This is a genomic window from Streptomyces sp. NPDC104106 (assembly GCF_055584345.1).
This window is the reverse complement of sequence record NZ_JBVJMF010000003.1, coordinates 681,577-695,828: the sequence shown is the minus strand read 5'-3', so window position 1 is coordinate 695,828 and position 14,252 is coordinate 681,577. Positions and strand designations below refer to the sequence as shown.

Below are 14,252 nucleotides of genomic sequence, written 5' to 3'. Positions count from 1 at the left end.
CGATGGCACGCTCGACGTCCTGGGCCGTCCCGGTGGCTGGTGGCCTGGCCCCCGAACTCTACGAAGCTGTCCAGCAGCGCCTGGCCGAGGGGAAGTCACTGGCCGCGATCCGGCGAGAACTGCGGCTGAAACACTCCACCATCCGCCGATTCGCCCGCGTCCAACGTCTGGAGGAACTGCTGGACAAGGCCACTACTGTAACCGCGCCTCGTATCTCGACCCCTGCACACCATGTCTCCACCAACGCCCACGCGAGGGCTGCCACGCGGTCCCGCGTCTCCACCACGAGAGCCAAGACCAGGGATTCACCGGCGAGGTCCAGAGCGTCCGCCGGTACCTCCGGCCGTTCAGGAAACCGCGCAGCCCGCTGCCGAAGTCACCATCCGCATCCCTGCCCCGGTCAGAACCCTCCGCAAGCCGCGGCGCATGGTCCGCTGGGTCACCCGGCTGTCCGCACCTGGATCTCACCGTCCGGCACGTCCGCGAAGTCAAGGCCGACGACCTGCCTGCCCTGCACTGTCTGGTCAACGGCTTCCACCGCGACCTCGACGCCGCCACCGCCGCCTTCGCCACTTCCTGGGGCTCAGGCCAGGTCGACGTCACGTGACGAGAGCAAAGCTCCCCGAGCGCATGGGCTTCGGCCGCGCGCACCTCCCGCTTCTCCACAAAACGCAGCACCTGCCGCCGGTACCCGGAGGGCCCCGCCCGGCAGTCGCTCGGTCGGGCACCGCGCACCGTCTGGGAGAATGGAAGCCGTTCTCGCAGCGCCGCGGTACGCGGTGCTCGTCGCCCAACAGGAGCACGCACGGTGTCGCCACAGCACGGAGCCCCCTCTTCCTCCGGGGGGCGCAAGCGCCCCTCCACGGGCGAGGTCCGCAAGCAGCCCTCCTCCGCCGGGGGACACCGAAGGTCGTCCGTCGCCGGTGGGCAGGGCCGCCCGTCCCAGGCGGATGACCGCAAGCGTCCGTCCGCCGGCCAGGGCCGCGACAGCGGTACCCCGAGCAAGGACCGGGAGCGCGGCACCGCGGGCCAGGACCGGGAGTGGGGGACTAGGACTGCGGGCCAGGACCGCACCAGCCGGCAGGCCGGGAACGGCCGGCCCACCCGCACGCACCGGCCGGGCACCAAGAACCAGGACCGCCGGCCAGCCACGGACGACCGCAAGACCTCCCAGGACCACACGGCGCCCCAGAACGGCAAGGCCTCCGAGGACCGCAAGGATCTGCAGGCCGACTGCGCCGACTGCTTCGGCCTGTGCTGCGTGGCCCTGCCCTTCGCCCGCTCGGCGGACTTCGCCGTCAACAAGGCCGCCGGCCAGCCGTGCTCCAATCTCCAGCAGGACTTCCGCTGCGGCATCCACGCGCGGCTGCGCGACAAGGGCTACCCGGGCTGCACGGTCTTCGACTGCTTCGGGGCCGGGCAGAAGGTGTCCCAGATCACCTTCGGCGGCACCGACTGGCGTCGGGCGCCGAAGACGGCGCGCTCCATGTTCCAGGTCTTCCCCGTCATGCGACAGCTGCACGAGCTGCTCTGGTTCGTCACCGAGGCCCTCGACCTCGCACCGGCCCGCCCCGTCCACAAGGAGCTGCGGAAGGCGCGGGCCCACATCGACGGCCTGACCCGCGGCAGCGCCGAGTCGATCACCGAGCTGGACGTGAACGCCCTGCGCGGCGAGGTCAACACGCTGCTGCTGCGGACCAGCGAGCTGGCGCGGGCCCAGGTCCCGGGCCGTAAGAAGAACCACCGCGGTGCCGACCTGATGGGCGCGAAGCTGTCCGGCGCCGACCTCAGGGGGGCGAGCCTGCGCGGCGCCCTCCTCGTCGCGGCCGACCTCAGCGGAGCCGATCTGCGGGACGCCGACCTGATCGGGGCCGACCTGCGGGACGCCGAGCTGAGCGGCGCGGACCTCACCGGCGCGCTGTTCCTCACCCAGGCGCAGCTGAACGCGGCCAGGGGCGACGCGGCCACCGTACTGCCCCCGGCGCTCAGCCGGCCCACGCACTGGTAGGCGCGGGGATCACCACGGTCACCACCAGCGCTTGCCCGACCCCCCACCGCCCGTCGAGGCGGTGCGGGGATCACCACGGTCACCACCAGCGCTTGCCCGACCCCCCACCGCCCGTCGAGGCGGTCCAGGCGCACCCCGCCCACCACCGGGCCGGGCACCTTCAGGACCGCGGTGAAGGTGCCGTGGTCCCGGTCGGGCGTGATCGCGCACTGGTCGAAGTCCAGCCACCGCCCGGTCAGCGGGAACCACGCCTTGTAGACGCTCTCCTTCGCGCTGAACAGCAGACGGTCCCAGTGCACGCCTGGGTGGGCGGCACCGAGCCGGGCGAGTACGGGCCGCTCCTCCGGCAACGTGATCAGCTCGCGCACGCCCTCAGGAACGGGATCATTGGGCTCCCCGTCCACGCCGAGGGCAGCGATGGACGTGACCGGCGCGACCGCGGCCGAGTGGTACCCCGCGCAGTGGGTCATGCTGCCGACGACGTCCTCGGGCCAGCGCGGTGCCCGGCGGGCCCAGCCCGAGCCGCCCCCGCTGGGCGCGAGCGGCCCGGGCGCCACACCGAGCCGCGCCAGCGCCCGGCGCGCACAGCCGGACCGTGCCGAACTCCCGCCGCCGCTTCTCCACCGCACCGGCGACGGCCTCGGCCTCCTGGGGGAACAGCTCGACCCCATCGACGGTGCCGAACAGCTCGGACACGGCAACGCCCTCGGGCAGCAGCCCCTCCAGCAACTCGCCGGCACCACGTCGTCGACCACATCGCCTCCCGCCACCTGACCACCCTCTGCCCGCCGCGGTCGGACCAGGCGGAGGGAATGGTGGAGTACGCCTGCCGAGACTGGCCGCATGGGGAAGAACACCGCGGTGCCTCGACTTGACCAGGGATGCTTCACCCGCCCCGCCCAACCGCGGGTGTAACCCGCGCTCGCGCGACGGCGGCCGGCTCGCCCGCACCCCCTCCGGGCAGGACCACGGCCGTCATCGACGTCCCCTCGGGCCGGGTCACCCCGCGCGTGCATACGGCCCACAAACGGAACTCCGGCATCGACCTCCTCAATGTCGCCAGCTACCGGCCCGCCGAGCACGTCACCGTCGCCACCTCGCGCGGGCAGCCGTCGACATCGGCTACGGCGGCGCCCTCTCGCCGAGTAGCCGGCCGGGCCGGGGGCGCGGCGGGCTGCGATCCCTCAGGGCGCTATGCCCCCATTGCGTAGATACCCTGTAAAACGTGATCGAGTTCGGACGGCCGCGGCTCCGTCGTCGCCCTGGCCGGGGGAGTTTCGTGCGGCTGTCGCCGGTCATCCTGACCGTCGTCATCGCAAGCCTGGCGTACGCCACTCCCCCGCAGATGGCCTTCAGCCGCCTCCTGCCCGCGGCACCGGCCCTCGCCGCCGCCATGTGGCCGGTGCTCCCCACCGTCCTGCTGGGGACGGTCTGCCTCTTCCTGATGATCGGCCTCAGCCTCGTGTTCCCCGGGCTGGGGACGTGGTGGACGGCCGCGGGGATCATCGCGGTCACGGTGGCGGCCGCGTACGGAAGTCACGTCCGGCTCCAGCGGGAGCGGACCCTCTTCCAGGTGCGGCTCGTCGCCGACGCGGCGCAGCAGGTGGTGCTGAGTCCCATGCCGCGCCGCTTCGGCGGCGTCGAGATCGAGTCGCTGTATCTCGCGGCAGCCGCGGAGGCCCGCATCGGCGGAGACTTCTACGAAGTGGTCGACACGCGATACGGGGTCAGGCTCCTCATCGGTGACGTGCGGGGCAAGGGCCTGCCGGCGGTGGGGGCGGCCGCGGCGATCGTCAACGCCTTCCGGGAGGCGGCCTACGGCGAGGCCGACATGGTCAGCGTCGCACGCAGGCTGGACGCCAGCAGCTCCCGGTACAACGCCGCCTTTCCCCCTGAGGGGCCGATGGAGCGCTTCGCCACGGCCCTCCTCGTCGAGATCCCGCACGAGGGCAGGCGCATCGGGATCCTCAACTGCGGGCACCCCCCGCCGCTGCTCCTGAACCGCGGGGAAGTGCGTGCCCTCGAGCCCACCACCCCCTCGCCCCTGCTCAACCTCGCGGACCTCATCGGCGATCAGTACACCGTCGACACCTTCGACTGCGCCCCCGGCGACCTGCTGCTTCTCTACACCGACGGGGTCGCCGAGGCCCGCGCCCACGACGGCGAGTTCTTCCCGCTGGCGGCCTGGATGCGCCAGCAGCCTCCCACGCCTCCTCGCAAGCTGCTCACGGCTCTTCACCACGACCTCCTGCACTACAGCGGAGGACGCCTCGACGACGACATCGCCGCGCTCGCCGTGCGCCTGTGCGAACCCTCGGAGTGACCCCGACGCCCCGGCATCGGCGTCCACGCCTCCTCGCGTCACAGACCTGCGGGCGCAACCGGTGCGCCCTGCCGGCCCCCGTCCGCTGCACGCGATAGCCACCCGTCAGCCCGCGGAGGTCGGTCATCGGCTCGGTGGCCGACGCCTTGTGCCGGGGCTCGAAGCACTGCCGCAGCTCTGCGATCTGCCGGGCGTACATCGCCTTCGCGGCGTCGGCCGGAGGCGGACGGGTTCGCGGAAGATGGCCGACGCGGCGGAGGGTTCGTAACCGCTCCGGTCTGCTGGTCCGTCTCCAGCTCCGCAGCCGGGGCGGTTGCCGGAGAGTCAGGCCATGCGCTGGAGCCGGAGGGCTGCACCGGGGAGGGGGCGGTGGACGGTGTCCCGGCAGCGCCGGCGTACAGGAAAGAGCTGGTGGCGCTGCCGGAGCGCTTCGGAGCCGGCGTAGCAGCCGCGGTTGCCGAAGCCGATGAGGACGGTGCCGTCGCCTTGCGGAGGCAGGCGTCCTGCCGCCGGGGCGGGGTCTGTGGAGGCTGGGTCTGGGGACACCGGGCTGTCGGGCGAGGCCGGATCTCGTGTGTTGGGCCATGAGTCGTACGGCCCGACGAGGTGGCCGGCCTGCTGCGCGAGGCGCGTGGCCCGCCGGCTCATGGAACTGCCGTCGGCGTCGTGGCCCAGCCGCATGCGGTCGATGCCCGGCTTCCTCAGACGGAGCACGCCTTTCGGCGATGCGCGCCCAGGTGTAGGCGTGGCGGGGGCCCACCAGCCTGGCCGCCTCGGGATCGGGGGCGCTCTTCCGACTCAGGGTGGTGATGCCGCCGTGGTCCTCCGGCCAGGCACGGTTGTCGCGGGCCGCGGTCACGGGGGAACCGTCGGTGAGCGCGACGGTCACCGTGTAGTCCGCCGTGCCCTGCCGCGCGGAGAACGCGGGCCGGCCTCCGTGTGCGGGCGGCCGTGGTCGGAGCCGAACTGGGGGTCGTGCCGATGTCCGACGGGTCTATGTAGCCGGTTCCGTGCCGCCCGACGAAGTTGTCCCCGGGAAGGGCATGGCCTGGCCCCCGGCCACGTCGGCCCCGATGCCGGCCTCGGTTCCGGCCGGGCCCTCCGATGCGGAGTTCCAGCAGCGGCCGGCGACAGGAACGGACAGGCCGCGGGGTACCTGCAGCTCCGGTGTGGTCCGGTCGGTGCCGGCGACCGGCCCCGTCAGGCTGGTGTGCCGGGCGGAGTGCACGGTGACAGCCAGGCGCCCACGGCGCGGCCCCCCGTCGACCGGCACGGAGAGCTGGTGTCCGTGCACCTCGATGCGCCGGTGCTCGCCCGTGCCCGTGTCGAACGCGGCGGTCGTACCGGGAGAGAGATGTGAGAACGCAGCGGTGCTATCAAGGGAGTATGGAGGTATTTTCCGGGCGCCCTCGGAGCCCGGAACGTCATCCGCCCGCCGGACGCGCGCGCCTGCGGCGGGCTCGCCTGCTGGACCTGCACAGCACGGCCGGTCAGGTGTTCCTCCTGCAGGTCCTCATCGTGGTCCTGCTGGTTCTGGCCGCCGTGGCGGCCATGGTGGTCCAGACGGCCCGTGACGCGGTGCAGCGGGGGCGTCGTGAGTCGGTTGTCGCGGCCCAGTCGTTCGCGAGTGCGCCGGGCACGGCAGCGGCGCTGCGCAGCCGTGATCCGGTGGCGCTGCTCCAGCCCCGGGCCGAGGAGGCACGCAAGCGCGCGGGCGTCGACTTCGTCGTCGTCATGAACACGCAGGGGATTCGTTACACGTACCCCTACCCGCGGGAGATCGGGAAGAAGTTCGTCGGCACCATCGCACCGGCGTTGCAGGGCCGTACCGTCGTCGAGCAGGCCGGTGGTCCGCCCCTGCCCGCCGGCAGGGGGACGGCCGTGCAGGCGGTCGTCCCGGTGACCGACGCGCGCGGCACCGTGGTCGGCCTGGTGTCGGCCGGAATCACTGTCAGGAACGTGGCCGCCTTGTGGATGCCCCAGCTGCCGATCATCGTCGGCAGCGGGGCGGCCGCGCTGGCGCTGGCCACGACGGGGACGAGGCTGGTGTCCCGGCGGCTGCGCCGGCAGACGCACGGCCTGGCCCCGGTGGAGCTGGCGCAGCAGTACGAGCACCACGAGGCGGTCCTGCACGCGGTGCGGGAAGGAGTGCTGATCACCCGCGCCGACGGACGACTGCTGCTGGCCAACGACGAGGCGAGGCGGCTGCTCGGACTGCCGGCGGACGCGCGGGGGCGGGAGGTGCGGGAGCTGGGGCTGCCGGAGCCGGTCACGCGTCTGCTGGCCTCGCCCGAGGCGGTCACCGACGAGGTGCATCGCGTCGGTGACCGGTTGCTGGCGGTGAACAAGCGGCCGACGTACCCCCACGCCGACCAGGGCGGCAGCGTGGTGACCCTGCGGGACACCACAGAGCTGGCGGCGGTGTCGGGGCGGGCCGAGGTCGCGCGGGAGCGGCTGAAGTTGCTGTACGAAGCCGGGGTGGGCATCGGGACGACGCTGGACGTGGGGCGTACGGCCCAGGAACTGGCCGACGTGGCGGCGCCGCAGTTCGCCGACCTGGTCACGGTGGACCTGCTCGAGGCGGTGCTGCGGGGATGGGAACCGACGGCGGAGGGCTGGCGGCATCTGCGCCGGGCGGCGATCGGCGGCGAGGAGCGGCTGGCGCCCGTGTATCCGCTGGGCGAAGTGATCGCGTTCTCGGCCCGTGCCCCGCAGATGCGGACGCTGCAGGAGGGGCGGGGCCTGCTGGAGGCGGATCTACGGCAGGCGCACGGCTGGCGGGAACAGGATCCGGAACGCGCCCGCACGTCCTTGGAGCGCGGGCTGCGTTCGCTGGTGACCGTGCCGCTGCGGGCGCGCGACGTATCGCTGGGCGTGGCGAACTTCTACCGGACGGCTGACTCCCCTGCGTTCGACCCGGAGGACCTCGCCTTCGCGGAGGAACTGGCCGCGCGGGCGGCGGTGGCCCTGGACAACGCCCGGAGGTTCACCCGGGAGCACGCGATGGCGGTGACCTTGCAGCGCAGCCTGCTGCCGCGGGCGCAGCCGGAGCAGGACGCGCTGGAGGTGGCCTGGCGGTACCTGCCCGCGGAGGCCGGCGTGGCCGGGGACTGGTTCGACGTCATCCCGCTTCCGGGCGCCCGGGTGGCCCTGGTGATGGGCGACGTCGTCGGCCACGGGCTGCACGCGGCGGCGACGATGGGCCGGCTGCGCACCGCGGTGCACAACTTCGCCACCCTTGACCTGCCGGTCGACGAGGTGCTCGGGAACCTGGACGACCTCGTGGTCCGCATGGACGACGAGGAGAACGCGGCCGGTACGGAGACGGGCCACGAGGGGGAAGGGGTCACCGGGGCGACCTGTCTGTACGCGGTCTACGACCCGGTGACGGGTGTCTGTACGATGGCCCGCGCGGGCCACCCGGAACCGGTGGTGGTGCGCCCGGACGGCACGGTCACGTGCGCCGACGTGCCCGCCTCGGCACCGCTGGGCCTGGGCGGCTCCCCGTTCGAGACCGCCGAACTGTCGCTGCCGCAGGGTTCACAACTGGTGTTGTACACCGACGGCCTGGTGGAGGACCGCGCCCACGGCATCGAGGCGGGGATGGAGAGGCTGCGCCGGACGCTGGACGGATCCGCCGGCCGCGGTCCGCAGGAGACGTGCCAGGCGGTGATCGACGCGCTGACGCCGTCGCGCTCCTGCGACGACATCGCGCTGCTGGCGGCGCGTACCCGGATGTTCCCGCCGTCGCGCGTGGCCGAGTGGGACGTGCCGTCGGACCCGGCGGTGGTTCCCTCGGCGCGGGCGCGGTGCCGCGCGACGTTGCGGGAGTGGGGGCTGGAGGAGACCGGATTCACCACGGAGCTGATCGTCAGTGAACTGGTCACGAACGCGATCCGGTACGGCTCGCCGCCGGTCCGGGTACGGCTGCTGCACGCACGCTGCCTGATCTGCGAGGTGTCGGACGGCAGCGGCACCTCACCGCGCATTCGGCGGGCCGCGACCACGGACGAAGGGGGACGGGGGCTGTTCCTGGTCGCGCAGTTCGCCCAGCGGTGGGGAACGCGGTACACCACCCGCGGCAAGGTCATCTGGACGGAACAGGTTCTCGACGACACCGCCTCCGCCGCCACCGGCCCCACCCCGGTCGACTTCCTTCTCGACCAGTTCGACGACCCCGGCATGTGAGTCGGCGGGGCCGGTCCCGGTCCCGGGTGTGTACGCGGTGGATGGCGCCTGACCCGTGCGCCGGCCGACGAGGACCGACCACATCGAGGAGCCGCAACGCACGAATCACCGGCGCACGGTTCCTGACATCGCGTCCTCGGGCGAGGGGTGACGCTTCACGGCACGTCGGCCGGGCGATCCACGCGCCGTCAGGATCCGGCCCAGTGGAGTTCCGGCGTGTGGCGGCCGGTTTCGGGCGCGGATCGGGCCGTAGGCGCCGTACCGGCGGGACGGAGCGGCGCCAGCTCGCTGCGGCGGCCGCCCTGGCCGGACTACCGGGTCGTGCTGTTCGACTCCATGATTCGGGTCCCTCGAAGCCGTCCGCCTCGGATCCCGCATACACCGCTGCGTCAGCGGAATACGGAAGTGAGTCGGGGCCCCGCTGCGGGGTTGCCGACGTCACCACAACGAAACGGAAGGGACACTCTCGTGGGCCTCATCGCCTGGATCCTGATCGGCCTCATCGCGGGCGCCATCGCGAAGGCGCTGACCCCCGGCAAGGACCCCGGCGGCTGCCTGGTGACGATGCTGATCGGCATCGTGGGCGGGCTGCTCGGCGGCTGGCTGGGCAAGGTGATCTTCGGCGTCCACTCGATCAACGGCTTCTTCAGCCTCTCCACCTGGATCGCCGCGATCGTGGGCTCCGTGATCGTGCTGCTGCTCTACCGCGTGGTGACGGGACGCTCGCGCTGACACCCGTACGGAGAAGGCGGCTCCCATGGCAGCCGCCTTCTGCGTGAGCGGGCCTTCGGGTACCGGTCCCACGACGGGCTCTCCCGTCGGTGTCCCTCGCTCCGCCGTTGCCCCGTCGGCTGCAATGCCCGGAACGTCGTCATGGCGGGCTACCAGGCGAGCACCTTCGCGCACTCACGGAGCGTGGCGAGCGTCTTCGCGCCATGACACCTGCTCGTCTTCGTCGCGGTCGTCCGCTGAACGGCCGGGTGAGCGTGACCGCACCATCAGGCTCGGGGCACGCTGCCCCTCCCCCATTCACGCCTTCCGGGATTCGGCCGCTTCGAGGCGCCTGGCTCCGCAGTTGGGGAACCGCCGTTCCGCGAACCCGGACGACCTCCGACGTGGTCCGGCCTCGTTCATGGCCTCCCCACGCCTCCCTGGCCGGGGCGGCGACACCACGGCGAAGGGCGGCGAGAAGGCCACCCTGCCGAGCGGCACCGGACCCCTGGTCGAAGTCGGTACGGCGCACCCGAATCCGGTCCCTCCCACTGATCGGTTCCGGCCACCGGCTATACACTCCCCGCGGGGGTCGACTTCATTGGGGGACGGTGGCCATGGGCGCCGAGATCTACTTCAGCAACAACTACCGTGACCTGTGCGTCCAGCAGGGCACCGGCGCGGGTTTCCAGTTCGAGTTCTCCTGCTCGCGCTGCTCGGACACCTGGCGTTCGTCGTTCGAACCGTTCCGGGCCGGACAGATGGCAGGCTGGCTGTCCCGAGGCGTGAACGCCGCCTGGTCGCTCATCGGCGGCAGTGCCGGCCAGAGCGTGACCAACGCCGCGGACGGCCTGGCAGGGGCGAGTTTCGGCAGCCAGCGGGACGCCGCCTTCACCCGCGCCATCGAGCACGCGCAGGGCCATTTCAACCGCTGCCCGCGCTGCACCTCCTACGTCTGTGCCCGCTGCTGGAACCCGGGGCAGGGACTGTGCCTGACCTGCTCACCGGACACCGCAGCGGAGGCGCAGGCAGCCCAGCAGCGTGGCTTGAACGACATGGTCGCCCAGCGGGCGTACGACGCCGGCCAGCAGCAGGGCGCGGGCTACGACGTCACCGCTGCGCGCCAGTTGGTATGCCCCCACTGCCGTACCGAGACTCGCGGCGGCGCCTTCTGCCACGGCTGCGGCCACCGCCTCGCGCAGACGGCGAACTGCTCGGCCTGCCACCGCGACCTCCCGCCGGACGCCGCCTTCTGCCCGTCCTGCGGCACCAGACGCTGACCGCCGGCGGACGACGCCCGGACACCTGTCGGTGGCCGGGCTGATCACCTGGTGCCCGGGCGCGGGCCGCCTGGGGTTGCTTCTCCGCCGCGCTGTTGACGGCGTGCTCCCGGCCACCGGTACGGTCCAGCCGGAAGAGGCCGGGAACCTCGTCCGGGACCTGCGCGAGCGGGAAGGGCAGCGGGGACCGATGGTGCAGCCGGCACTGCCGCGGCAGGTACCGCGAGCGGTCACCGGTGTGGAGCGGGAACCGTTTGCGGTCGATCGCCGCCGCCGGTCCGTATCGGCGGTCGGCCCGCCTTCCGTCACTTCCGCAACGGAGGGACGGAAGGCGGCGCGGATCAGGCGGGCTCGGTATGCCCTCCCCTCCACTCGGACGGTGTCAGTGCGCAGTGCGTGACGGCCGTGTGTTCGACGCGCGTGCCTGGGTGGTGTTGATCTGGTTGAAGGTGTTGGAGTAGGTGTACCCGGTGGGCTTGTCGTATCCGTCGACTTCCCAGAAGGAGAGTTCCTGGATGCCGTTGGAGGCGGCGAAGTTCTCCAGTGTGGCCGCGTCGGACTGGGAGAAGTTTTCGTCGTCGTCGTTCTTGCCCGCGATCGGCGTCAGGCCCATCATCTGGTAGGCCTGGGAATTGGAGACACCATAGATGTTGGCGAGTTGACCGGCGGCCGCCTGCGCGGCGGATTCCGCGTCGGCGAGCGCGTTGTGTCCGTCGCCGAAGTCCATGGTCATGAGGTTGACGGTACTGACGCTCACCCCGCTGTCCTTGGCGTCCTGGAGGATTCCGGTCTGTGCGGAGGGGAGGCCGTCGGGGGCGACCGCGAGCGTGTAGTCCACCTGGACTGATGGGTTTTGCGCCTGAAGCGCGGCGAGTGCCTGATTGCGGCGGACGTTGGCGGCGGTGTCGTCGAGGGTTGCGCCTTCGATGTCGAAGTCGAGCCGGGTGACGCCGTAGGTGTTGACGATGTTGGCGTAGGCGGCGGTCAGGTCGGACACGGAGGTGCAGGTCTGGGCGAGTTCACCGCCGGCGGCTCCGCCGAAGGAGATGATGACATCTCCCCCATTGGCCCTGAGGGCGTTGATTTCCGAACTGAACGCTCCGACGGGGTCGCCGTTGTATTCCCATTTGGCAGTGCAGCCATCCTGCGGGATGAGGAATGCCAGCGTGTACTGCTTCAGGCCGGTGGCGGCCATGTCGTCGGCCATGTCACCGGCGGTGCCAGGGCCGATCTGGAGGTAGGGGGCCGCGAAGTGCGCGGGCCGGCCGGACGCCGCCGCGTTGGCCGGCTCACCGAAGCCGACCAGCATGGCCGCGGCGGTGAGGGGGACTACGGCGGCGAGGGCGCGTCTGGGCATGCGGAAGTTCATGACTGCCTCCGGCAGGTGTGGGGGTCTGGTCGCCGCCCAGGTGCGGCCTGGGCGCAAAGGGCGGCGGTCGTCGGGCACGGGTGCCTGGGGTGACCCTGATTCGCGGGCCGGTGACCAGAGCGCCCGCTGAGCGGCATCCGCCGAATCGGCGTCGGCACTCGGGGGGATGAACCGTGCGTCCTGGCCCTGTGCTGCCGTGCGTACGACGGCGACCGATCGCCGGCGAGCACGGCCGGTCGCTGACGGCTCAGTGGTGCACGGCGGTGCACTGTCCGTCGGAGAACATAGGGGTGGTGTCGACCGGCAGGCCGGGCTCCGGGTTCACGATGATGTCGGAGTCCTGAGTGATCGACCCTTCGCAGTCACCGAGGGCAGGCTCCGGTTGCGAACTCGCGGGCCCCATCCATAAGTCGACGTGGTGGACGCCGTTCTGCCAGTCGGAGCTGCACTCCGCGCAACCGTCCTCCATGATGAAGTACTTCTGGAGGAACGGGACGTAGATGCGCGTGCCGGGAGCGAACTCGCCGGCGTCCGTGGCGAAGGTCGTGGGTTGGTCGTAGGTGCCGAGGTCCTCGGTCGCCTCACTGTGTATCTGCGGGTAGGAGATCTGTGCGGTCCCGTAGTTGCCGTTGCCGTCATCGTTGTCGTTGTACCCGTACGACGTGACCTTCACCTTGATGGTCTGACCGTCCGAGGGCCGCGCGGTACGGGAAGGGCCGTGCGCGCCGGAGGTGTGGCTGTCCGCCGACGCTGACGGCGCCGCGAGGGCGAGGGCGAGGCAACTCGCCGCTATCAGCACGGGTGTTGTCAGGCTATGGCGCATGGGTTCTCCCAACTGGTCGATGGGTCGATTCCGGTCCTTCGCAGTCCTTGGTGGACGGCTCCTGTCGGAAAGACGTCTTCGCCACTGCAAGAGGGGGCAGGGGAAGGCAGCTGCCGTTGCCGTTGTCACAGGTGGGTCTGCCACGGACATGCCGCGGTGTCGTACTGGTGGCCGTGCCGGGTCAGTCGGGCGGGTCAGCGATGGTGATGTCGAAGTCGGCGCCCTCGGCGGGCGGGGCGGCCGGATCCCACTTGTCCTGATCGGCCAGTGGCCGGCAGAGGCCGCGACCGGTCGAGCGGCTGCGGCCAGTCGTTCTCGCGGCCGGGCGAGCAGGGGTGTTGCATATGCTGCCGACGGACGGTGCTGAACTGCGCCGGCCACTGGGCCTCGCCGGCGCCTCAGGCCCGGATTGCCGTCCACACGGCCGCTTCGTTCTCACCGGTGATCTCAGGTCCCCCGTCACGGGGACCGTCTGCTGGCCCACTTGCGGCGTCGACGGTGCGTTGGCTCTCACGGTCGCGGGCGCCGAGCTCGCTGACGCTCCGCAGGACGCAAAAGCAAGTAAGCACCGAGCAGTTGGGCGCTTCATCGGACCCTCGGTTCGTCGTGGGGGGCAGGTTGAGGTTGCCGCACCAGTAGGTTAGGAAAGTTTCCTAACCGGGTCGGCGTGACTGTAGAGCCACCGCCGCCGCCGGGTCAAGCCTGCGAAGCCGCGCACGTTCACCATCGGCCGGGAACGGCACCAGCGCCAAGACGCACCACCGCTCGCACCTGCTCGCCATCGGATCCACCGGCAGCGTCACCTGCACCACCGCGCCCATGCGCCAGGGCCGCATCGGGCCGCTGCGCCGCAGCCGGCGAGCAGCCCGAGCGCCACCGTGAACGACTGCCACGCCCCGTACAGCCCTCGCCGGCCGGGCGGCGCGAACTCGGTCATCATCGCGGCCGCTCCGCCGAACTCGCCCCCGGCCGACAGCCCTTGCACGATCCGCAGAACGGTCAGCAGCCACGGCGCCACCGCGCCCGCGCCCGCGTAGGTGGGCACCAGGGCGATCAGTGCCGTCGCGCAGGTCATCGTCGTGACGGCGCAGATCAGCGCCTGCCGTCGTCCGTACCGGTCGGCGAGCCGGCCGAGGAGCAGCACGCCCACCGGCCGGAAGAAGAACGCCAGGGCGAACGCCGCGTACGTCTTGACCAGCGCATCAACCTGGCCACCGCCGTGCGGGGCGAAGACGGTGGTGGCGATGGCGGTGGCGAAGTAGCCGTAGACGCCGAATTCGTACCACTCGATGAGGTTGCCCAGCGATCCCACGGCCAGCATCCTCACCTGCTGGGTGACCCACCGGCCGGGACAGCCTCATCGGTGTACTCGTCCTTGGAGGGCAGTGTCACGAGTGCTCCCCGTCCGCGCCGAGCGCTGCCCCCACTCGCAGCAGCGTGCCGCGCAAGGAGCCCACGCTCTCCTCCCGCATCTGAGCCGGCGGCACATCACCAAAGTCACCCGGAGGAAAATCAGCAGGGTCATCCCGCTCTGTGAGGGAGCGGGCCGC

Annotated in this window: 8 protein-coding genes and 2 pseudogenes; 5 read left to right on the top strand and 5 right to left on the bottom strand. The window is 71.7% G+C overall.

The window, feature by feature from the left end:
- Nucleotides 1-1,222: 1,222 nt before the first annotated feature.
- A complete protein-coding gene (locus ACZ60X_RS10585; RefSeq protein ID WP_469596014.1) occupies nt 1,223-2,008 on the top strand; it encodes a pentapeptide repeat-containing protein in 786 nt (261 codons plus the stop codon).
- Nucleotides 2,009-2,079: 71 nt separating this feature from the next.
- Here ACZ60X_RS10585 and ACZ60X_RS10580 read toward each other — a convergent pair.
- Nucleotides 2,080-2,737, bottom strand: a pseudogene (locus ACZ60X_RS10580) (4'-phosphopantetheinyl transferase family protein); the annotation flags it as partial.
- A gap of 496 nt (nt 2,738-3,233) precedes the next feature.
- Here ACZ60X_RS10580 and ACZ60X_RS10575 point away from each other — a divergent pair.
- Nucleotides 3,234-4,331 carry a PP2C family protein-serine/threonine phosphatase gene (locus ACZ60X_RS10575; RefSeq protein WP_469595910.1) on the top strand — a complete coding sequence of 366 codons (1,098 nt, stop codon included), beginning with the start codon at nt 3,234-3,236 and terminating at the stop codon, nt 4,329-4,331.
- Between the two features lie 324 nt (nt 4,332-4,655).
- Here ACZ60X_RS10575 and ACZ60X_RS10570 read toward each other — a convergent pair whose 3' ends face one another.
- Nucleotides 4,656-5,045 carry a glycoside hydrolase gene (locus ACZ60X_RS10570; RefSeq protein ID WP_469595907.1) on the bottom strand — a complete coding sequence of 130 codons (390 nt, stop codon included), beginning with the start codon at nt 5,043-5,045 and terminating at the stop codon, nt 4,656-4,658.
- Nucleotides 5,046-5,717: 672 nt separating this feature from the next.
- On the opposite strand from ACZ60X_RS10570, the gene ACZ60X_RS10565 reads away from it, so the two are divergent.
- The 3 genes from ACZ60X_RS10565 (at nt 5,718) to ACZ60X_RS10555 (ending at nt 10,510) form a co-directional block, all read left to right on the top strand.
- Complete coding sequence (locus ACZ60X_RS10565; protein ID WP_469595905.1) at nt 5,718-8,519, top strand: SpoIIE family protein phosphatase; 2,802 nt, start codon at nt 5,718-5,720, stop codon at nt 8,517-8,519.
- Between the two features lie 468 nt (nt 8,520-8,987).
- Nucleotides 8,988-9,251, top strand: coding sequence for a GlsB/YeaQ/YmgE family stress response membrane protein (locus ACZ60X_RS10560; protein WP_469595902.1), 264 nt, complete (start codon nt 8,988-8,990; stop codon nt 9,249-9,251).
- Nucleotides 9,252-9,847: 596 nt separating this feature from the next.
- On the top strand, nt 9,848-10,510 hold the full coding sequence (locus tag ACZ60X_RS10555; RefSeq protein ID WP_469595898.1) for a zinc ribbon domain-containing protein: 663 nt from the start codon (nt 9,848-9,850) through the stop codon (nt 10,508-10,510).
- Between the two features lie 382 nt (nt 10,511-10,892).
- Here ACZ60X_RS10555 and ACZ60X_RS10550 read toward each other — a convergent pair whose 3' ends face one another.
- The 3 genes and pseudogenes from ACZ60X_RS10550 to ACZ60X_RS10540 form a co-directional block, all read right to left on the bottom strand.
- Nucleotides 10,893-11,819, bottom strand: a complete 927-nt coding sequence (locus ACZ60X_RS10550) for a glycosyl hydrolase family 18 protein (RefSeq protein ID WP_469595896.1) — start codon at nt 11,817-11,819, stop codon at nt 10,893-10,895.
- A gap of 307 nt (nt 11,820-12,126) precedes the next feature.
- Nucleotides 12,127-12,702: a hypothetical protein gene (locus ACZ60X_RS10545; protein ID WP_469595894.1), complete on the bottom strand. Its 576-nt coding sequence runs from the start codon at nt 12,700-12,702 to the stop codon at nt 12,127-12,129.
- 838 nt (nt 12,703-13,540) lie between these two features.
- Nucleotides 13,541-14,023: pseudogene (locus ACZ60X_RS10540) on the bottom strand (MFS transporter); the annotation flags it as partial.
- Nucleotides 14,024-14,252: the final 229 nt, after the last annotated feature.